We start from the raw sequence: 22411 nt of genomic DNA, 5'->3' as shown, positions 1-22411 counted from the left end.
GCCAAAGTTTTTAGGTTGTTATTTAATCAGTAAAGCGGTTGTATTATCGGCTATGTCATCTTATGGGTATTTTGTATAGATTTACATTTGTACATATCTTCTAAGTAGAGAGAATTTGGATTTACTCAATAATCTAGAACACGGGCTAATTTTGGTGTTTATTCATCAACTTCTTAATGTTGCAGTTGATGAAGATATAAGTAGATATTAGAGCAAGATCAGGTCATTCATTTGGTTTTGATTAGTATAGACATAGAGACTTTAACTCATCTTTGAAGAGCATAAATAAAGTGAAGTTTTAAAAATATTTCTCTAAATGTGAATTACTTGTTGATGAACTTGGCATTTCTATGTATTATTGCTGCGGAAGTCAACCAAATTGCTGTTAAAGGTGATTTGAGTTTTTATATATCTACACTTGGTTGCATAAGTTGAGTGTAGATATTTTTTTATTTAAAAAATATTTATTGCTATAAAAATGATTACTCACGCTTTTAATATTTAGCAAAAATTAGGTAATTGGGAATATAGGTGGATATTGAACTTTCATTAGCAAATGTCACAGAAGCAGAGTACCTTAGTAAATTGTGTTTAGAGTCAAAGCAATATTGGGGGTATAGTGATGATTTTATGGCAAATTGTATTGATGAATTATCATTTAAAGCCACAGATTTTGATGATTCTATAATTGTTACAGCACGAGTAAAAAACAAAATTTGTGGTGTTGCACAGCTTAGATTAAATATCAAAAATAAAGATGGTGAGTTGGTTAAACTTTTTGTCCATCCGAATTTTATTGGCCAAGGTGTTGGAACAGTTCTCTATCATTGGGCAATGAATACAGCCAGAGAAAATAACATTAAGGAATTATTATTAGATGCAGATCCGAATGCGGAGGCATTTTATATAGGGCAAGGTGCAATAAAAATAGCTGATGTCCCTTCAGCTTCTATTGTTGGTCGTGTTATTCCACAGCTGAAGATATGCATACATAATGAAAAAATGGAGTTTTAATTGTCCCAATGCCATATTACAGCATTAACATATACTGATCTTGCATTGCTAACGCTCCAGTATACAGATAAGTGGGTTCAAAAAGACGATGTTTAGCAAAATAAGTCTGGCAGTATATTTATGACAATCTTTGATAGATATTTGGGAAAATATAAAGCTTTATTCTGAGGACAAAGCCAGTAAATTTTATGTAAAACTATACGCAGTAACACCAGTATATATGCGATATACCGGTGTTAGGTTGAAAATTGGAAACAGTAGTGCGTGTTAAATGGAGCGTATGCGCGTTAATTGGACTAGTTTAAAAATTCAATTTGTTCCGTACAGGATGCAGTGGTGTGATCACATATATGACTCCCTGTTTTTTTTGCATAGCCTAAGTCGAGTTGTTGTAAAGCAAGCACAAGAGTAATGATTGCTACTTTTATCAACGTGCTAGTAAAGGGATTCATATTTAGCCTCCTGAGTGGTGATGGGGTTGAGCAAGTTTTTGAACTAAAAGCAATCCAAGGATGACAGCAACAGCTAAAATCACGGCTGCAATCAAGTAAATCTGTGGATAGGGCAAAGCATGCTGCAATAAGTAAGTGAAAATAAATCCAGCGCTAAACTGTGCTATAGCAAAGACAACAACAGCAATTCCCCAAATTTGGCGTTGTAATGAGGTAGGTACAAGTTCTGATAATAATGTTGCAGTGAGAGATACTGTTGCGGGATTAAGTAAACCGCCAAAAAAAGAAGAGACGATGAGTATTGGTGTTTGAGTCCAAAAAGCAGGCAGTGCCACCACAGCTGCATACACGAAATAAAGTCGCCATAAGGTGCTGTAGCTAGTCCAACGTTTGAGGCACAAATAAGTGGTGATTGCGCCAAATACTGAACCTAAACCGTATACCATCCAAAGCATGTTGGCAAAGTTTTGACTATGGTTGAGATGATGTACTACAAAGTCAACCCAATAAATACTGTGTGGTATATAACCTATAGCACTCATAAAATAAGTGAGCATGACTAAAATGACAATGTAATATTGTTTGGGTGTAAGGGCAGCATCTGTAATGGTGTGAGTACTATTGGGAATGTTAGTTTGGCGTAATGGTTTTAATAATGTAATTAATATAATCGTTAATACCAAACCTATTGCGGCTAAAGCATACCAAGCTACCGCAACACCATATTCTCCAAGTTGAGGGAGTAATGTTGTGGTTAATAAAACACCTAAACCAATTCCACTAAATGCGATTAAACTCAGTTGATATTTTCTTTCGACAGAAACGCGTTTTAAGCTATAGCTTGGCCCAAGCACCATCAGCAAGCCGCCAGAAACTCCAGAAACCAATCGCCAAAATAAATACCAAAGATCTGGTAAAGTGGCGATACCACAAGAGAGCAAACTAAGGCAACCAAAGATTGCAGCAAGCGCTAGACTACGACTTACCCAAGTTTCAGAGATAAACTTGATTGATAAAATTGCACCAATAAAATACCCAACAAGATTGGCATTTGCTAAATCATTGGCAAATGCAGTATTCCACCAGTGTTGGTCTATCGTCATCGGCATAAGTGCCGTATAAGCAAAACGTAATATTCCGATACCTAAACTGGTTGTACATAGGGCAATAATAGACAAACGCTGGAAATTGGTCATTGCATTTGCATTCATAAAAGTATTGTGCTTATTTAATGCAGTTTTAAACATCAAGTGAAATGATTTAAAGTGATACTGTTTATCTCATTATGAGATAGGGTGCTAAATGGATTTGCCAGAGGAGATCAAGATGCAGTTAAAATCTTTAGAAATATTTATGGCGGTAGTAGAGCATAAAAGTTTTTCTTTGGCTGCTGAGCAACAAAATACTGTACAGTCCAACATTACAAACCATATTAAAAAACTTGAGCAAGAATTACAGTGCGAGCTATTAAGTCGTCAAGCACCAGTAAAAGTCACCAGTGCAGGGCAACAACTACTCAATTATGCTATACAAATATTGCAACTGCATCAGCAAGCAAAATCTCATTTTTTACACGATCAAATTAACGAAAGTACACCATTGAAAATAGGCAGTATGGAAACTACGGCAGCATTTCGTTTACCTCATGAATTACATACTGTTTTAGAGCAATTTCCAGATTTAAAATTTAATATTTTTACTCAGCCTTCAAGGCCATTAATTGATGCTGTATCACAACATGAATTGGATTGTGCATTTATTGGTGGTACTCAACATGTCCCGCATTTATATAATTTACCTGTTTGGCAGGAAAAATTAGTTTTGGTTGCAGCAAAACATTTGAATGTCCAGCTCACAGCTGAAAATTTACTTCAGTACCGTTTTATTTCATTCCGCCAAGGCTGTTTCTATCGTCATTGTATAGAAATGTTTTTGCAAAGCTATGCATTACCAGCAGGTCAAATTTTAGAAATGGGCAGTCTTGACGGTATTGTTGGCTGTGTCAGTTTGGGAATGGGACTTGCAATTTTGCCGGAACGTTATATTCGGCAAACGCATCTGAGTGAAACTTTACAATTTCTAGAAATTGATGCCGATATTGCTCAGAGTACCACTTATCTAATTGCTCAAAATCCAGAAACTTGGAGCAGCAATCTAAGAATTTTTATTCAATATTTTCAAGAAAAAAATCGTTTTATTACACCATTAACAGTACTTAAGCCACAATGTATAGAGAAATTGGGTTTAGTTGAATCGGTAGATTGACCTTATTTTATGCTTTGATTAGAATCCTTTTACCATTCACAGCAAAGTAGAGGAGACCCTGAATATGTGCAGATTAAATTATGTACTCTTTTTTGGTATAGAAGCTCGCTCAAGTTTTTCCGAAGTCGCACTGCGATAATCTCGGCGTGAGCGAAGTTATTTACTAAGAGTCCTTCACTCAGGCTTTTAAGATTATCGTCAGATCTTTTGACGGGGGTATTTTTACCCTGAAAAATCTTGAGAACCTTATGAGTACACTCATCTCTGTACAGTCATTATCTTATGACTCAATATCTGGTCCATTATTGGACAACATCTGTTTCACCATAAAAAAAGGTGATCGCATTGGCCTGATTGGTCACAATGGTTCAGGAAAAAGTACCTTAATACGTTTACTGAACAGTGAATTAACAGCAAAAGATGGAATTATAACTAAATCAAATCAATGCCTTGTTGCATGTATTGAGCAATATCTTCCCGAAGCTCTTTATGATCTCACTTTAATTCAAGCTGTTATGGCGGTTCTGGCTGTTGATCAGCAATATGAACAAACATGGCGTGCCGAAGTTTTACTAACAGAAATGGGTTTTCAACCTGAAGACTGGCATTTACTGGCAAAGACATTAAGTGGTGGTCAACACATGCGTTTACTCATGGCGCGTGCTTTGATGATTCAACCAGATCTATTACTTTTAGATGAGCCAAGTAATCATCTTGATTTACAAACACTATTATGGCTTGAAACCTTTTTAATGCGTTGGCAGGGTAGTTTTGTATTGGTTTCACATGATCAACATTTACTTGATCGTGTAAGCAATAGCACGATTATTTTACGTGATTGCCAGTTGTCATTTTTTTCCTTAGCTTGTACTCAGGCACGTATGATGCAATTTGAGCAAGATGAAGCAGATCAGCATCGCTATGATCAACAACAAAAGGAAATTGGCCGAATTGAACAAAGTGCTAAACGCTTAGCAATCTGGGGAAAAGTCTATGACAATGAGAGTTTTTCCCGCAAAGCACAAAGTATGTTGAAAAGGGTTGATAAATTAAAAAATGAATTGGTTGATAAGAGTGATGGCCATCCGTGGTCATTAGCATTAAATGGCGTAGCACTTGCTGCAAAACGTTTAATACATTTTGCTGATCTCAATATTAATGTCGCTGGACATCTGCAACCTTTATTTAAAATTCAAGATTTGCTGATTAAGAGTGGTGATCGAATTGCAATAATAGGTCCAAATGCTTGTGGAAAGTCGACATTATTGATTTATTTGTGGCAAAACTGGGTGAACAAGTTACAAACAGATCATTTAACTATTCATCCATTATGCCAAATAGGTTATTACGACCAAAACCATCAGCAACTAGATGGTCAAAAAAGTATAGTGGATGCTTTGATTGATTTTAGTTTAATTCATGCTGAACAGGCAAAATTAGCATTAATTCATGCTGGTTTTGCTTATCATCGGCATAGTCAACGGGTTGATCAATTGAGTGGTGGCGAACGTTCTCGTTTACTTTTTGTGGCCTTGTCTTTGGCGCAGTTTCATTTGTTGTTGTTAGATGAGCCTACAAACCATCTTGATTTGGAAGGCAAGGAAGAGTTGATTGTTGCGTTGCAATCATTTTCAGGTGCATTTATTTTAGTGAGTCATGACCGAGAATTAATTGAAAAAAGCTGTAACCGTTTTTGCTTAATTCAAGATCATTGCCTGACTGAATATCATGATGTTGATCAGCTATATAGTGCATTACAGCGACATTCTCCAGCACTTAAACTGAATTCATCATTAGCTAAACAAAGTGTAAAAATCACGACTGATAATCACTCGGATGCAGATGAAATGCTTGAGCGTTTGGTGGAGCTAGAACAAAAATTAGCGATAGATCAAGCGAGAAAGCAAAAACATCAAAAGCAATTTCTCCAGCAGAGTTGGCAAAGGGAAATTGATATCTTGCTTGAGAAATTAGGTATAAATTGAGAGATGACATCATGATAATGCAAATTGAAGATGCTGGAAGAAACGACTATCTTGAGCTGCTTCAGGTGTGGGAGGATTCGGTACGAGCTACTCACGATTTTTTAACAGAACAAGATATTGAAACATTTAAGCCTTTGATTTTACAGCATGGATTTGACTCTGTAGTATTAAAATGTGTGCGTGATCAAGGTGAAATATTGGGTTTTATTGGCGTGCAACAAAATAAAATAGAAATGCTGTTTTTACGTGACCGAGCACGTGCGAGAGGTATTGGGAAAATGCTGTTGCATTATGCGATTGATACTTTGGAATGTTGTTTGGTTGATGTAAATGAGCAGAATCCGCAAGCAGTAGGTTTTTATCGCCACTGTGGATTTGAAGTAGTAAAACGCTCAGCTACAGATGATGGTGGTCGCCCATTTCCTATTTTGCATATGCAACTTGTAAAAACATAAGTATGTTTTTTGATGTGACGTTGACACTTTAAGTAGAAGACTCCATACACCAAATGTTTGCGCTGATTCCAATTGGTGTATGGGGAACTAATAATTATAAGCCAGGCATAGGGATATAATTGGGTAGGTTTTCAATGCGTTGCATCCAAGCTTGTATATGTGCATATGGGCTAAGGTCAATTGCTCCTTCATGTGCTAGGGCAACATAAGGGTAAATAGCAATGTCAGCAATAGTTGGACGATTGATTGCAAGCCATGAGTGCTGTGCTAAATGTGTATTGATTAAATCTAGTATGTGCTTTGATTTAGTTAAAGCAATTTGTTTGTCTAATGAATAATGGAAGAGATCAACTAAACGCGCAGCACATGGACCATGTTGAATTTCATTGGCTGCGACGAAAAGCCATTGACTAACTTCTGCTTGTAATTGTGGGCTACTTGGCCACCAAGCTTCACCAGCATATTTCCCTGCTAGGTAAATTAAAATTGCTTGTGAGTCACGTAGTATAAAACCGTTATCATCAAGAATTGGTAATTCACCAAATGGATTAAGTTTTAATAAGTCAGCTGATTTATGTTCACCTGCAAGAAAATCCACACTCGTTAGTGTTAAATCGATATTCGCTAATGCTGCAAACAATCTAACCTTATAACAATTCCCTGATAATTCTAAATCATATAGTTTCACTTTTTACTCCAATATCATATTGTTTGTGTTGAGTTGGTTAAATTCGAGTACATTGCCATCTGGGTCTCGAATGAAAAGGGCAATGCGCCGTGGTCCTATAGGATGTGGTCCTTCTGTAATAGTAATCTGATGTTCATTCAGCCAATGTTGTAACTGTTGTAAATCATCAACAATAAATGCAGGGTGGGTTATACCTGGGTATTTTATTGGCATATCCAACAACATATTTTTCGATTTAAGTGCATTTGCAGCATTAAAGATTAAATTAATTCTTACACCATCAGCACTTTGCATTTCATTGGCCTCATACTCTGGGAAGCTTGCCGTTTCCTCAAAACCAAGTGCAGTATAAAAATCTAGTGCGCGTTGTTTATTAGAGACACGAATTCCAATATGGTCATAGGCCATGATTCGCGCCGGAAGCGGATCACTTTTTTTGAATATTTTGCTATGCTTCAAATTGTTACCTTATTTCTGACCTGTTCGAACAGAGTATAGGAGGGTGATATATAGAGATGAAGATCAAATTTAGCATAAGACTTATGCGTTAACTGTATTAATGTGCGAGAAGAATGGATCAATTAAAAGCTATGACTGTCTTTGTCAATATTATTGAACAAGGAAGTCTAACAGCTGCAGCAGAAAAATTAGATTGTTCAACAACATCAGTTGTACGAGCGCTTGCCGCATTGGAAAAGCAATTGGGCATTCGTTTAATTAATCGTAATACTCGGACTATTTCTGTCACTATTGAGGGCAATGAGTATTATGGTTGGGCCAAACATATATTGAATGAAATGGATGTGATGACCAATATATTCGAGGCAAAAGTACAGCAGCCCGCAGGATTATTAAAAATTACAGCTCCAATGACTTTTGGTCAAAAAATTGTTGCACCTTTGGTGGCCGCTTACTTGAATGAATATGAAGATATGTCTATTCACTTGGTTTTAAATGACCGAAATGTTGATTTAATGGAGGAGAGTTATGATCTCGCCATTAGAATTGGAGCATTACCTGATTCAACATGTGTGGCAACACCCATCGCCACAACAAAATTAGTTCGCTGTGCATCTCCTAAATTTCTTAGAAAAAATTTAGTTGAGCAGCCAGCAGATTTGGCAACCTGTAGATGTATTGTATTTAATGACATGGGTAAAAGGTGGAAATTTAACCAGCAGGAGAAGGTAAGTTTTATTGAGGTTCAAGCAACGTTGATGACCAACCAGATTGGGGTAGCTAAACAAGCATGTTTAGATGGCGTTGGTGTTGCACAGTTCTATCATTATCAAGTCGCTGAGGAGTTGGAAATAGGTCAATTAATTGAATTGTTTCCAGATGACCAGCAAGATCTTATTCCTATTAATTTACTTTATCCGCATAGCAAACTATTGTCGTCACGAGTCAAGCATTTTTTAACGTGGTTCAAACAACAAATCTCAGAAAAAGTTTAATGCACTGGGAAGTATCTAAATGAATTGAAAAGCGAACAACAACGCGTATTAAAAACAAGTAAATTGTTTTATTTTTAATCGTTTTGACATATCTTTGTAGAATTATGCGCTTAAGCCTTTACCCCATCAGTTTTTTTTAAGACAATAGCGACTGTGTAAAACACAGCTCATTTCTTCTTTTCTAAGTATCGGACGATTATCTATGACAACCCCGCTTCAACAACGTCGTGTTGCAAACGCAATTCGTGTATTGGCTATGGATGCTGTGCAAAAAGCAAATTCAGGACATCCTGGTGCACCAATGGGGATGGCAGATATTGCCGATGTGGTTTGGCGTGAATTCCTCAATCATAATCCAACGAACCCACAGTGGGCAAACCGTGACCGTTTTGTATTGTCAAATGGCCATGGTTCAATGTTGCAATACGCGTTATTGCATTTAACAGGTTATGACCTCAGTATTGAAGATTTGAAACAATTCCGTCAGTTGCACTCTAAGACTCCAGGTCATCCTGAGTATGGTTATGCACCAGGTGTAGAAACAACAACTGGCCCGTTAGGTCAAGGTATTGCTAATGCAGTTGGATTTGCTTTAGCAGAAAAAACACTTGCTGCACAATTTAACAAAGCAGACCTTAAAGTTGTAGACCATTACACTTATTGCTTCTTGGGCGATGGCTGTTTAATGGAAGGTATTTCACACGAAGTTTGCTCTTTAGCTGGCACTTTAGGTCTAGGTAAATTGATTGCATATTACGATGATAATGGCATTTCAATTGATGGTGAAGTTGAAGGTTGGTTCTCTGATGATACAGAGAAACGTTTTGAAGCTTATGGTTGGCAAGTATTGCGTGTCGATGGTCATGATGCAGATGCAATTCGTCAAGCAACCTTGGCTGCTCAAGCTGAAACCCAAAAACCTTCAATGATTATCTGTAAGACTGTTATTGGATTAGGTTCTCCAAACAAACAAGGTAAAGAAGATTGTCATGGTGCGCCGTTAGGTAATGATGAAATTGCTTTAACTCGTGAAGCTTTGGGTTGGACTGATGCTGCATTTGAAATTCCGGCAGATGTATACGCTGCTTGGGATGCAAAAGAAAAAGGTGCTCAATCAGAAACTGCTTGGGATCAAGTATTTGCACAATACCAAACACAGTATCCAACTGAAGCAGCTGAATTGCTTCGTCGTTTGAATGGTGATTTACCAGCCGATTTTGCAGAAAAAGCAAATGCATTCATTGCTGAAACAAACGCAAAAGCAGAAACAATTGCTACGCGTAAAGCAAGCCAAAATACTTTACAAGCCTTTGGTCCATTATTGAGTGAAATCTTAGGTGGTTCTGCTGACTTGGCCGGTTCAAACTTAACCTTATGGAAAGGTTGTGAAAGTGTTGAGCAAAACCCAGCAGGAAACTATGTACATTACGGTGTACGTGAGTTTGGTATGACTGCGATGGCGAATGGTGTTGCACTACATGGTGGCTTCATTCCTTACGTTGCAACATTCCTTATGTTTATGGAATATGCTCGTAATGCAGTACGTATGTCAGCATTAATGAAACAACGTGTGATTCATGTTTATACTCATGATTCTATTGGTCTTGGTGAAGATGGTCCAACGCATCAGCCAATCGAGCAAATCGCTTCATTACGTGGTACTCCAAACTTAAATACATGGCGTCCTGCGGATACAGTAGAGACTGCTATTGCATGGAAATCTGCTCTAGAACGTAAAGATGGCCCTAGTGCTTTAATTTTCTCTCGTCAAAACTTGCCATTCCAAACACGTGATGCTGTTCAAATTGAAAATGCAGCAAAAGGTGCTTATGTATTGGCAGAAGCCAAAGGCGAACTTAAAGCAATTATCATTGCGACAGGTTCTGAAGTTGGTCTTGCTATGGATGCTTACGCACAGCTTGAGGGTGTGCGTGTTGTGTCTATGCCATGTGCTGAAGTATTTATGCAACAAGATGCTGCTTACCGTGAAGCTGTATTACCAAGCCATATTCGCGCGCGTGTTGCTGTTGAAGCTGCTCATGCTGATTATTGGTGGAAATTTGTTGGCTTAGATGGCAAAGTAATTGGTATGACAAGTTTTGGTGAATCTGCACCAGCAAAAGACTTGTACCAACATTTTGGCATTACTGTAGATGCTGTTGTAAATGCAGTTAAACAACTCACAGCTTAATTTGTTATTAGTTGAAAGGTGTTTTGTTGTATTGTGATAGGTTGAGGCTTCGCTATCTCAACCTATTACATAGCTGATTAGTTGCTTGAATATATTGCTATTAAGCGTAGCTTTTGATTGAACTCATGCACAAGATCAGCGCCGTACTGTTTGTTGTATAGATAGAACGAGTGACCTATGTCACTCGTTTTTTTTGCTCAAAATAAACTAACTACAAATATCATAGCCACGTTCTATATTACAATCGGCCACAAAAGTCTGATCATGTGATACTAAAATTACCGCAGCAGGGAATGCTGCAATTGCTTGTGCAAGGAGTTGACGAGATTCAATGTCTAAATGATTTTCAGGTTCATCCAGTAATAATAGATCAACATGCTCACTCAGTTGACTGATAGCGGTGAGAGCAACTTTAAGTTGTTCACCGCCACTGATCATAGAAATTGGGATGAGTGTTTTTTCACGTCTTAAACCGAGTTGTCCTAATAAACGACGCCAATCGACCTCTAAAAGTTCAGTATTGAGTTGCATCAAATTTTCCACAGCAGTAAGTTGTGGGTTTAAAAAACTAAAATTTTGATCTAAATAAAGGGTTTTTCCAGCAACAAATATTTCGCCTTCTTTGGGCGTTAGGCGCTGATCAATGGTTTTAAGTAAACTTGATTTACCTAAACCATTGGCAGCACGTAAATGTAATTTTTCTGTAGCATTCAAAGAAAAATGAATAGGTTGCGTTTTCAGATGTTGTAATTGCACTTGATTACATCGGAGTATTTCACCTTGTTGGATTTTGGGTGGGTGGTAACTTAAGACAAAACGCTGTGGTTTAATATGTTCTAGTTGTTGCTGGGTTTGGGATAAATGCTGTTCCATGCCCTGCATTTTACGGTCTAATTGTCGGTGTAGATGTGAACGAGATTGTTGGGCTTGATCCTTTTGATAGTCAAGTAAGATCTTAGCTTGTGATGTGTTTTGTCGGGTTTTCTGTGCATTATTTTGACGTTTCTCCGCTTTCATACGTGTTTCGTGCTGCTGTTTTTTCAGTTGTTTTACATCCCGCTTATCTTGTTGAACTCTGCGCTGTAATGCTGCTACTTCTAAAATATGTTGCTGTTGATATTGTTGATAACTACAACTGTATTGTTGTATACCAAAACTATTTAATACATAAAGTTGTTCTGCATGATTGAGTAATTCTCGATCATGACTCACCACAAGACAGCCCATCGGATGTTGTTGAATATTTTTAATCAGCCATTGGCGGCTATGCTGATCTAGGTGATTGCTCGGTTCATCTAACAGTAAGTAATGATCTTTAAGTTGAAACAAGCGGCACAGTGCTAGCTTGGTTTTTTGACCTTCACTCAATAGATTTATTTTGAAATTTAGGTCTGCAGGTAGATTAGCTTGTTCAAGCATCTGTTGCCATTGTTGTGGAAGGTGCCAAAGCGCCTCTACTTGTTCATAGTCTTGTTCGTTAGCTAGACCTTGCTCAATACGATTAAAACAAATGACCAATTCACTGATTTCTAGAGCATCTGCAATAGTATGGTGATGTTCGTTCATTCGATTAAGCTGTGCAAGGTGAGCATGAGGAGTAGACCATATAACTTGACCATGGACATGATGATCATTTGGTGTTTTTAGCAGCTCCAAGTTATGTAATGCATTGAGTAAAAGGGACTTGCCTTGACCATTTGCACCAATTAAAGCACTAAACTGATGAGTAGGAAGTTGAAAGTTAAGCTGATCGAATAATAGGTGATCCTGCAGCTCTAAGCTAAATTGTTGAATTAGACAAATAGAATGAGTCATACCGTACTCCAAAGTAGAGTACAAAATAGTGCAATCGTAGTAATCTTTTACTTGGGATATTTGACTTTAAGTCAAAAATATCTTTTAGAAGGAGCTAAAATAAGTCTGAAAATCAGAGAAAATAAGGAAGCTGCCATATAGAAAGTCTATTTTGTACATCAAAACAAAAAAAGAAATTGAACTGATGATAAAAATGACTTACTTCATTGGCATATACTCAAAGATGGATAATTTATTGGCACAGCTTAGCTTGAAGTTTGAACAAGGTCAATTGTTTGTAAATAATTAAATTTTTAAAAAAAAGGGCTTGTCAAAGTTAAAAACACAGCGTATTGTTAAATGCATTAGCAAACAGATGATTGGTTTTAAACCTCATGTTAACCCAGATGAAGAACACCACAACAGTATTTTATTTTTGGCAATATTAAACATTGCCTAGATAGATATGGGCAATAAAAATAAGTTGCCCATCTAGTTTTATACCTGATCGGCAACCCCGGTCAGGTTTTTTTATGTGTGGTATTTGGGTTTAATCTCATTCTGTTAATATTTATTTTTGGAGATATTTGTCATGACTTTTAATTACGCTTTTTTTGCTTCTTATTTTAGTAACTTTTATTGGTTTAACTTAAAGAAACTTAACTCTATTAATAGCACGCTTCAACAGCTCAAATAAATGATCGGACTGTAGCAGAGCAGTCCAAGGAAAGACCAATGAACGCAATAAACACAGCACTGACGCACACATCTACAGAAGCAAATTTGAGTTTGCCACACCAATTAAAAAAGCAACTGCCACTTAGTTCATCTTTGATGCAACAGATTGCTCAGCATCGTCAAACAATAGAAGATATTCTTTCTGGGCGAGACTCTCGTCTATTGGTCATTATTGGCCCATGTTCAGTACATGATGTTCATGCAACATTAGAATATGCTGAACGCTTACACAAGTTACAACAACAATTGTCTTCGCAGATTTTTTTTGTGATGCGAACATATATAGAAAAGCCACGAACAACTGTAGGATGGAAAGGATTTCTTTATGATCCTCATTTAGATGGTTCTTCAGATTTAGCATTAGGATTACAACGCTCACGTCAACTGTTTCTTGATATCATTGCTATGGGATTACCTATTGCAAGTGAGATCTTAAACCCTATGGCAACAGCATATTTTGATGATCTCTTGGCTTGGGGAGCAATCGGAGCGAGAACCAGTGAATCACAAATCCATCGTGAAATTTCGAGTTTGATGCCGTATAGCATTGGCTTTAAAAATGGTACGGATGGCTCAATTCAGATTGCACTAGATGCCATTCAATCTGCTCAGTATTCTCATCAATTTTTAGGAATGAATCAGCAAGGTTTTCCAGATCTACTTCGTAGTCAGGGGAATCCTTATCCACATTTAATTTTACGTGGAAGTAACCGTGGCACCAATTTTGATGTACAAAATATTTTGCAAATGCAAGCTGCGCATCCACAACAATTCCCTGCTTTAGTCATTGATTGTAGCCATGGAAATAGTGGTAAAGATCCTCAACGCCAACCTGAAGTATTAAAACAAATCGTGGCAGAGCGTCATTTGACCATGGTTCGTGGTGTAATGCTGGAAAGTCACTTGGTAGATGGGCAACAGAAAATTTCAGCAGAGATGTGTTATGGCCAGTCTGTAACTGATGGGTGCTTGGGGTGGTCTAAAACTGAGACATTAATGTCGGAGATTGCTGCATCTTTACAGTCTGCCCAGTTTAAGAAAATAAGTGCCTAAATAGATATAATTTTTATGTTGTTTCATTCATTTATGACCTCAAATTGACAGTGAAATTTGAGGTCATTTTTGTTAAAAGTAAAGCAATTTCAACAGCTCCGGTTATAATATTGGCCTAAAGATTAAGGGGTTGAATGTGATGACGCTAAAACAGATTAAAAGTTTTTTGATTTTGGCGAGGACACTCAACTACGCCAATGCAGCAACAGAGCTGTTTATTAGTCAGTCTGCACTCAGCTTGACGATTAAAGCATTAGAAGAAGAGTTAGGTGGGAAATTATTTAAACGTAACACGCGTCGGGTTGAGTTAACTGAGGAAGGAAAGTCACTTATTCCTTATGCTAGACGTCTGATGGCTAACTGGGAAGAAATGGAACATGATTTAAAACAACGATTTAAGTTTAATAGAGGTAGTTTGACGCTAGCTTCGATGCCTTATATTACACACGCTGTTTTACCAGAAATTATTCATAAATTTTTATCCTTACATCCCAATATTAGTTTTTCGATTCACGATATAACCAATGAGTCCGTGATTGAATTAGTCAAAGATGGCATCTTTGAGTTGGGAATTAGTTTTGAGCCTGAGTTTAAAGATCAACTTGAGTTTATGCCTTTGTTTAATGAAGATTTTGTGGCTTTGTTGCATAAATCTCATCTAATGGCAAATTGTAAAAGTATTTCTTGGTCTGAACTTTGTTTCAACCGATTTGTTACTTTGCAGCGTCCCTCAATTGTACGTTATTTAATTGATGAGTTTTGCCAATCAAAACAATTATCTTTAGATGTGCAATTAGAGTGCCATCAGATTTCATCTGTATGTAATTTTGTTGCAGAAGGTGCTGGTGTAACGGTTATCCCTCGTCATTTCCAACATCATATTGATCGTGAACGTACAGTGATTGTTGAAATCAGTGGTGAACCATTACAAAAACCAGTCGGTATTATCTATAAAAAGAACTTTGAGGTATCCAAAATTTCTGCTCAATTCATTGAATGCTTTGCGCAGAGTGCAATAGCACAATTGGCGCCAGGCTTTTGAGTGGTTTTTTACATATATTAATAAAACTCATTAATCATTAAATACATTCAATTTCCCATTCTATGCTGAGCATGTTAAAACAAAAATAAATCAGTATGGAAACAGGGTTATGAATAAGGTTTTTTCTTCAGCACAGCTTGCTTTACAAGATATTGTGTTCGATCAACAAACAATTGCAGTTGGTGGTTTTGGTTTGTGTGGTATTCCAGAAGCATTAATTGAGGCACTCAAGCAAAGTGGTGTCTCCCAATTAACTTGTGTGAGTAATAATGCCGGTATTGATGGAGTAGGCTTAGGTTTATTACTTGAAACGAAACAAATTAAAAAAATGATTGCCTCATATGTAGGTGAAAATAAAGAATTTGAGCGTCAATTTTTATCTGGTGAATTAGAAGTTGAATTAACTCCTCAGGGTACACTTGCAGAGAAATTACGCGCAGGAGGTGCTGGTATTCCAGCGTTTTATACTGCTACAGGTTATGGAACTCAAATTGCGGATAATAAAGAAAGTCGCGAATTTTCAGGAAAGCATTATATTTTAGAAGAATCTATTGTTGCTGATGTCGCTTTGATTAAAGCATATAAAGCAGATAAAGCAGGTAACTTGATTTTTAGAAAAACAGCGCGAAATTTTAATCCTGAATGTGCAATGGCTGGAAAGATGACCATTGTGGAAGTTGAAGAAATTGTCGAAATTGGTGAACTAGAGCCAGATGACATTCATTTGCCAGGTATTTTTGTAAATCGTATTGTGCTCAATGCACATCCTGAAAAACGAATTGAACAAAAAACTTTACGTACGGAAGCTTAAGGAAGAAAGATCATGGCTTGGACGAAACAACAAATGGCACAGCGTGCAGCTCAAGAATTACAAGATGGTTACTATGTTAATTTGGGGATTGGCTTGCCTACTTTAGTTGCAAACTATATTCCAGAAGGTATGAATGTTTGGTTGCATTCTGAGAATGGATTATTGGGTATAGGTGAATTTCCTACAGAGGAAACGGTTGATGCTGATTTAATCAATGCTGGGAAGCAAACAGTGACTGTGAAAAAAGGTGGATCATTTTTTTCTAGTTCAGAATCTTTTGCGATGATTCGTGGTGGACACGTTAACCTTGCCATTTTAGGTGCTATGGAAGTTTCAGAGCAAGGTGATCTTGCGAATTGGATGATTCCAGGTAAAAAAGTTAAGGGTATGGGTGGAGCTATGGATTTGGTCTCTGGGGTACAAAAAGTTGTTGTGCTGATGGAACACTGTACTAAAGATGGTCAAGCAAAAATTCTACCACAGTGTGCTTTACCACTGACTGGACGTGCAGTTGTACAGCGTATTATTAGTGATCTTGGCGTATTTGATATTACAGCGCAAGGTGTGGCGGTCGTTGAATTGGCAGAGGGTGTAGATCTTGAATCTGTTCAAGCTGTCACTGGTGTGAAGTTACTAGCAGCCTAAATGTATAATGCACTGTAATAGGCCTAAAATTACAGTGCATAGCAATACATGAATAGTCAAAATTGGATAAGGTGAAAGGAATGAAAGCAGTTTATATTGTTGATGGTGCCCGTACTGCAATGGGTGGATTTCAAGGATCTCTCTCCGGTTTGAGTGCACCAGCGCTGAGTGCAGTAACGATTCAAGCTGCAGTACAGCGATCAGGATTACAGCCCAAAGACATACAGGAAGTCATTTTGGGGTGTGTACTCCCAGCTGGATTAAAACAAGGACCTGCTCGCCAAGCAATGCGTTTAGCGAATATTCCCGATGAAGTTGGTGCGACTACGATTAACAAAATCTGTGGTTCTGGAATGAAAGCGGTTATGCAGGCTAGTGATGCGATTCGTGCGGAAAGCATAGATATTGCAATCGCTGGTGGAATGGAGTCAATGAGTAACTCGCCTTATCTTTTAGAGAAAGCTCGTTCTGGCTATCGTATGGGGCATGGTGAAATCAAGGACCATATGTTTATGGATGGTCTAGAGGATGCTGAAACGAGACGTTCAATGGGAACCTTTGCCCAAGGTACAGCCAATGATAAAGGCTATACACGTGAAGATATGGATCAGTTTGCGATTCGTTCACTTAAACGTGCTCAGCATGCAGTAGAACAAGGCTTTTTTAAAGATGAAATCATCGCAGTTGAAGTAAAAAGTCGGAAAGGCACAGTATTGGTTGATCAAGATGAACAGCCATTTAATGCTAACATTGATAAAATTCCTCTATTGAAACCCGCTTTTGCTCAAGATGGTACTGTAACCGCTGCAAATTCTAGTTCAATCTCAGATGGTGCTTCGGCATTTGTTATAGCGTCTGAAGATGTTGTGAAATCAAAAAAATTGAAGCCATTGGCGAAAATTATTGCTTATAGTACACATTCACAGCATCCATCGGAGTTTACATTAGCACCTGTGGGAGCAATTAAAAAAGTATTAGATAAAGCAGCTTGGTCTGTATCTGACGTTGATCTTTGGGAAATTAACGAAGCATTTGCTATGGTTACAATGTTAGCGATAGATGCATTTCATCTCGATCCAGAGACAGTGAATATACATGGTGGTGCCTGTGCACTTGGTCATCCATTGGGATCATCGGGTTCTAGAATCATACTTACGTTAATTCATGCACTTAAACGTACTAACAAGAAAAGAGGCGTAGCATCCTTATGCATCGGTGGTGGTGAGGCAACTGCAATTGCCATAGAGCTATGTGAATAGTCAATTGATTTTACTGTGATGTATTGATTGAAAATTAGTAAGATTGTTATTTCAGCCCAAAGAATCTCAGGATTATTTGGGCTGATTTTTTATGCAGCAGAAATAAATTAGATAAAAGAAATTAGAAACGTAATGAAATAACATATGGAAATTATTAGAAGAAAATATTCAGTATGTCCTAAGCTCAGACATAGTTCTCAGGTTTTACCTACTTGAGCTGAAGTGTTTTTCTTAGCATCTTCTTGGCATCATTAGCTATAAATAGATACATGCTTATCAACTCACCTTTCATATTGTAATGATCAGTTTCGATCCAAAATCCATTAGATAAGTGATGTTATTTAGGTTGTTCAATATAGCAGTGTTCTTCTCATCATTGGCTTGGCCATGATGATTTAGCCTAACGCCTTAAGTAGTCATTGATTTGATTGTCTGTGAGTAAGCCATGCTTGTCATCAAGCATGGCTTTTTCGAGCCAGTGATTAATTTCATCATCTAGCAGTAAAGCTATAATTTATTGCTTTATGAGTGTGATTATTATTTGTGTCCTAAAAATAGGATTCTAAGCTTAAGTGACAGTGAGTGTATTGTGGGTTTTATGCCTTAGATTTAACGAGAGTGGTTCACATTGTAACGGGCTAAATATTGTTAAAAACCAAAAGTAAAAAAAGACATCAACTGGGCTACTACTAAAAATTACTATCTGATTTCATAGCTTTTTGTGGAAAAATCGATTTCTATACATGGGTTTTATTTTGTGAATTTTCATGTAAATGTGAAATATATCACTTTAATTTAGCTAATGAATTGCACATGCAAAAATGTGTGATTTGTTTGGTGTTATTTGTTGATATTGCTATTCATATTTGACTATTTTTTGGCATTTTAGGGGGTGAATTGCATATTTTATAAGCAATTTTGTATGGGATAAATCTTAATTAAGTATTTTATTTTTAGGGTTTTTTTTGAAATTATTAAAATAATTATTAATATAAAATTAACAAAATGGTTATTTTATAACTATTATAAATTATGACATAAGAATTAAAGGATGAACATGGAGTTATAATAATATTGACAATACTTAAGTTAATCTTAATTTATTATTTAGTGTAAGTTAATAAATCAAATAAATGAGCAAATAACAACCCATACTATATTTAGTGGTATTTTTATAACTAATTGATATTAAACTAAAAAAATATAAAATATTGTAATATTTATTATTTTTTTTATTTCTATTTTGTGACTATTAAATATTCTGTGTAATTATTTTTTTTGTTAATGGTTGGTAAATATGCAGCTTATAAATATTATCTATATAAAAATTGGATTTAGTTTTATAAATATAACTAATAGATTAAAAAATGATCAGTTGTGTGTAAATTGATATTAAAACTATGTATTAAACATAGATTAAATTTAAAACATACATATAATACGAATACTTTGTATAAGACATCTCTTAAAGGTTACTAAAAGAGATATACGTCACTAAAAAGGTTCGGTATGAATAAAGTTTATAGAGTCATCTGGAATGCTTCGACGGGAGTATGGGTTGCTGTATCTGAATTAGCTACAGCAAAAGGAAAATCATCAAAATCTGTAAAAGTAATGTCCGCAGCGGGTGTGCTTTTAGGTGCAACTATTACTTTTTCTGCTGATGCTTTTGCAGCGGGTAATGGAACTACCTTGGCTGGAAATAAGTGCGAAAATAATGCTGTTGCTACAGCAGATGGTAGCCAAAGTATTGCAATTGGTTGTGATTCAAAGGCTGGTGGTGATCATTATATTTATGATCGAAAAAATCCATATAATAAATCCACTTCATCGGTAAGTACGCGCTGGGCTGATGGTACTGCAGGGAACACTGCAGTAGGTACAGGTGCAAAAGCTAATGCGACTGGGAGCCAAGGTTTAGCAACAGCTCTAGGCGCATATGCAAATGCAGCTAATACAGCATCTGTTGCTATCGGTGTTGCTGCACTGTCAACAGGTAATACTGCTTTGGCGATAGGCCGTCAATCAGCTGCGACAGCTGACTATGCACAAGCGATTGGTAACGTTTCTGCTGCGACAGGCAAGGGCTCTTTGGCGGTTGGTCACTCTGCAACAGCTACGGGAAATCGATCGATTTCTATTGGTTCTGCTGATATTGATAGTGCGACCAGCACAGACCCTAATCAGCAAGGCACTGATTATCAAACTAAAGATCAAACGCTTTCTACTGGTAAAGATTCCATTGCAATTGGTGCTGCAGCTAAAGCTGAAAAAGACAATGCATTGGCGGTAGGTGCACATGCAAAAGCTACAGGCACAGACTCTACTGCGATGGGTTATCAATCTGCTGCAACTGGTAGTGACTCTTTTGCATTGGGGCGTGAGGCACAGGCTTCTGCAAATAACTCTTTTGCTATGGGTGCAAAATCTGAAGCTAAGGGTGAAAACGCTTATGCAATGGGTTCTAGCTCACAAGCAGCTGGTAAAAATGCATTTGCCATGGGTGGTGAATCAAAAGCATTGGGTGAAAATGCTTTAGCCGTTGGTGGTCTATCTTTGGCAAAAGAAAAGAATTCTATTGCTGTAGGTGTGAATGCAAAAGCTAATTTTGCGAATAGTGTAGCTTTAGGTACTGGTGCTGAAGTTAACCATACAAACAGTATTGCTATTGGTGAAAACTCAAAAACAAATGAATACACTTCAACAGCTTTTCTTTATGAAGAAAATGTTGCTGGAGCAAAAGCAGCAGGCTCAGTTTCTTTTGGTACAAAAGATAATGAACGTCGTTTACAAAATGTAGCTGCAGGTTCTCTAGATACTGATGGTGTGAACGTTTCCCAGTTGAAAAAGCACAAACTTATCACTGATCAAACTGGTGGTGATGTTGCTAATCATTTGGGTGGTGGTGCTAAATTTGATCAAGCGACAGGTAAAGTTACTGCGCCTACTTATACTATTGATAATAAAACGTATAACAATGTTGGTGATGCTTTAACTGCTGCTAAAACTAAATATTATAGTGTAAACGATAATGGCACTGCACAAGGCAACTATAATAATGATGGTGCAACCAAATCAGGTGCACTTGCTGCAGGTATTGATGCTAAGGCACAGTTAGAAAATGCAGTTGCAGTAGGTAAAGGTGCTGAAGTTACTCGTGGCTTATCTGATCCTGATGCTGTAATCACTGGTGGTGTTGCAATTGGTGAGGTTGCTAAATCTGTAAATGATGGCATTGCAATTGGACGTAATGCTATGGCCAATAGTGGTGAAGACTTAGGTGGCGTTGCAATTGGTAATGATTCTGTTGCATATGCACATAGTGTGGCCCTAGGTACAGGTGCTGTTGCAGATCAAGCAGGCACTGATATTAACAACGGTTCAGTTGCAATTGGTGCATTATCAAATTCTGGAAATTCAGATGGTGGTGTTGCGATTGGTGTTGCAGCAAAAATTGGTAACACGACATCTGATACTGTAGCAATTGGACGTAAGGCTACTGTACTGGATGGTGCTGAAAAGAGTTTAGCCCTAGGTTCAAATACTACGATTGAAGCTAATGCCAAAGAATCTACCGCATTAGGTTATGGTGCGACAATTACTCAAAGTAATGGTACTGCAATTGGTAATGGTTCAAAAGTTACTAAACAGAATGCTGTGGCAATCGGCTCTCATGCTACAACTGAGAGTGACGCGACATCTGAAATTGAAGCAGAACTCGCAGGTCTTAAATTTGGTGGGTTTGCTGGTGCAGCAAAAAATGCGGGTGACCAAGTTTCATTCGGTTCTAAAGGTGCAGAACGTCAACTTAAAAATGTTGCGTCAGGTAAAATTTCTGCAGACAGTACCGATGCAATTAATGGTAGCCAACTACATGCGACCAATAAAGTATTAGGTAATGCTGTCAATTCAACCAAGACTATTTTGGGTGGCAACGCTACAGTGAACAATGATGGTTCACTGACGATGACAAACATTGGTGATACTCAAAAAAATAATATTCATGACGCAATTAAATCTGTTAATGATACTGCCAATAAAGGTTGGAATTTAACTGCAAATGGTGCAGATCAAACTCAAGTCAAACCTGGTGATGTTGTAGATTTTGCAAACACTGATAGTAATATTAAAGTTAGCAAATCTGGTAATAATGTAAAAGTAGATTTGTCTAAGAATCTTACAGGTCTTGAGTCTGTAACTGTTGGTGATACAGTAATTAATAATGCTGGTTTAACCATTAAGAATGGTCCAAGCATTACAGCTGGCGGTATTAATGCTGGCAGTAAAGTTATTAGTAATGTTGCTGATGGTGAAAAAGGTACAGATGCTGTTAACTTGAATCAATTGAACAAAGCTTCTGCTGCGTCAAAAACTGAAGTTGTTGAAGGTAAAAATATCAACGTGACCAAGTCGCAAGGACTTGATGGCCATGATATCTATACAGTAAAAACAGCTACAGAAGTTGATTTTGACAAAGTTACTGTTGGCGGTGTAACAATCGACAAAAACAGCAATGATATTACTGGTTTAAGTAATGTTGATCTTAAAGCTGGCGATTTTGCAAC

The 22411-nt window shown here is 37.2% G+C and carries 16 protein-coding genes; 12 read left to right on the top strand and 4 right to left on the bottom strand.

Annotated elements, in window-relative coordinates:
- Positions 1-531 precede the first annotated feature (531 nt).
- On the top strand, positions 532-1014 hold the full coding sequence (locus RFH42_RS10670) for a GNAT family N-acetyltransferase (RefSeq protein WP_308975579.1): 483 nt from the start codon (positions 532-534) through the stop codon (positions 1012-1014).
- Positions 1015-1468: 454 nt separating this feature from the next.
- Here RFH42_RS10670 and RFH42_RS10665 read toward each other — a convergent pair whose 3' ends face one another.
- Positions 1469-2677, bottom strand: coding sequence for a YbfB/YjiJ family MFS transporter (locus RFH42_RS10665; protein ID WP_308975578.1), 1209 nt, complete (start codon positions 2675-2677; stop codon positions 1469-1471).
- A gap of 115 nt (positions 2678-2792) precedes the next feature.
- On the opposite strand from RFH42_RS10665, the gene RFH42_RS10660 reads away from it, so the two are divergent.
- The 3 genes from RFH42_RS10660 to RFH42_RS10650 all read left to right on the top strand — a co-directional run bounded on the left by RFH42_RS10660 (position 2793) and on the right by RFH42_RS10650 (position 6171).
- Positions 2793-3731 (top strand): LysR substrate-binding domain-containing protein, encoded by a 939-nt coding sequence (locus RFH42_RS10660; protein WP_308975577.1) that lies wholly within the window; start codon positions 2793-2795, stop codon positions 3729-3731.
- A gap of 248 nt (positions 3732-3979) precedes the next feature.
- Positions 3980-5716: an ABC-F family ATP-binding cassette domain-containing protein gene (locus RFH42_RS10655; protein WP_308975576.1), complete on the top strand. Its 1737-nt coding sequence runs from the start codon at positions 3980-3982 to the stop codon at positions 5714-5716.
- 11 nt (positions 5717-5727) lie between these two features.
- The gene (locus RFH42_RS10650) at positions 5728-6171 is read left to right on the top strand and encodes a GNAT family N-acetyltransferase (RefSeq protein WP_308975575.1); all 444 of its coding nucleotides are present in this window, start codon (positions 5728-5730) and stop codon (positions 6169-6171) included.
- A gap of 94 nt (positions 6172-6265) precedes the next feature.
- On the opposite strand, the gene RFH42_RS10645 is transcribed toward RFH42_RS10650, so the two are convergent.
- Together RFH42_RS10645 and RFH42_RS10640 are read right to left on the bottom strand one after the other, a co-directional pair.
- The gene (locus tag RFH42_RS10645) at positions 6266-6859 is read right to left on the bottom strand and encodes a glutathione S-transferase family protein (protein ID WP_308975574.1); all 594 of its coding nucleotides are present in this window, start codon (positions 6857-6859) and stop codon (positions 6266-6268) included.
- A gap of 3 nt (positions 6860-6862) precedes the next feature.
- Positions 6863-7267 carry a VOC family protein gene (locus tag RFH42_RS10640; protein WP_308975573.1) on the bottom strand — a complete coding sequence of 135 codons (405 nt, stop codon included), beginning with the start codon at positions 7265-7267 and terminating at the stop codon, positions 6863-6865.
- A gap of 164 nt (positions 7268-7431) precedes the next feature.
- On the opposite strand from RFH42_RS10640, the gene RFH42_RS10635 reads away from it, so the two are divergent.
- Both RFH42_RS10635 and tkt read left to right on the top strand, forming a co-directional pair.
- Positions 7432-8313, top strand: coding sequence for a LysR family transcriptional regulator (locus RFH42_RS10635; RefSeq protein ID WP_308975572.1), 882 nt, complete (start codon positions 7432-7434; stop codon positions 8311-8313).
- A gap of 202 nt (positions 8314-8515) precedes the next feature.
- Entirely contained in the window at positions 8516-10504 is a 1989-nt protein-coding gene (tkt, locus tag RFH42_RS10630) for a transketolase (RefSeq protein WP_308975571.1), read from the top strand.
- Positions 10505-10711: 207 nt separating this feature from the next.
- Here tkt and RFH42_RS10625 read toward each other — a convergent pair whose 3' ends face one another.
- Positions 10712-12319, bottom strand: a complete 1608-nt coding sequence (locus tag RFH42_RS10625) for an ATP-binding cassette domain-containing protein (RefSeq protein WP_308975570.1) — start codon at positions 12317-12319, stop codon at positions 10712-10714.
- A gap of 714 nt (positions 12320-13033) precedes the next feature.
- Here RFH42_RS10625 and RFH42_RS10620 point away from each other — a divergent pair.
- From RFH42_RS10620 to RFH42_RS10595, 6 genes are all read left to right on the top strand, one after another.
- Positions 13034-14089, top strand: coding sequence for a 3-deoxy-7-phosphoheptulonate synthase (locus tag RFH42_RS10620; protein WP_308975569.1), 1056 nt, complete (start codon positions 13034-13036; stop codon positions 14087-14089).
- Between the two features lie 139 nt (positions 14090-14228).
- On the top strand, positions 14229-15131 hold the full coding sequence (locus tag RFH42_RS10615; protein ID WP_308975667.1) for a LysR family transcriptional regulator: 903 nt from the start codon (positions 14229-14231) through the stop codon (positions 15129-15131).
- A gap of 109 nt (positions 15132-15240) precedes the next feature.
- Complete coding sequence (locus tag RFH42_RS10610) at positions 15241-15942, top strand: CoA transferase subunit A (RefSeq protein ID WP_308975568.1); 702 nt, start codon at positions 15241-15243, stop codon at positions 15940-15942.
- Between the two features lie 12 nt (positions 15943-15954).
- Positions 15955-16587 carry a 3-oxoacid CoA-transferase subunit B gene (locus tag RFH42_RS10605; RefSeq protein WP_308975567.1) on the top strand — a complete coding sequence of 211 codons (633 nt, stop codon included), beginning with the start codon at positions 15955-15957 and terminating at the stop codon, positions 16585-16587.
- An 80-nt stretch (positions 16588-16667) separates the two neighbouring features.
- Positions 16668-17846: a thiolase family protein gene (locus RFH42_RS10600; RefSeq protein WP_308975566.1), complete on the top strand. Its 1179-nt coding sequence runs from the start codon at positions 16668-16670 to the stop codon at positions 17844-17846.
- 1509 nt (positions 17847-19355) lie between these two features.
- Positions 19356-22411, top strand: a 3056-nt coding sequence (locus tag RFH42_RS10595) for an ESPR-type extended signal peptide-containing protein (RefSeq protein WP_308975565.1), incomplete at its 3' end; no start/stop codon positions are given.

The sequence above is a fragment of the Acinetobacter rudis genome (assembly GCF_031157835.1).
GTDB lineage: Bacteria > Pseudomonadota > Gammaproteobacteria > Pseudomonadales > Moraxellaceae > Acinetobacter > Acinetobacter rudis_A.
Note: the sequence above shows the minus strand (reverse complement) of the source record. Positions and strands in the feature narration are given on the sequence as shown.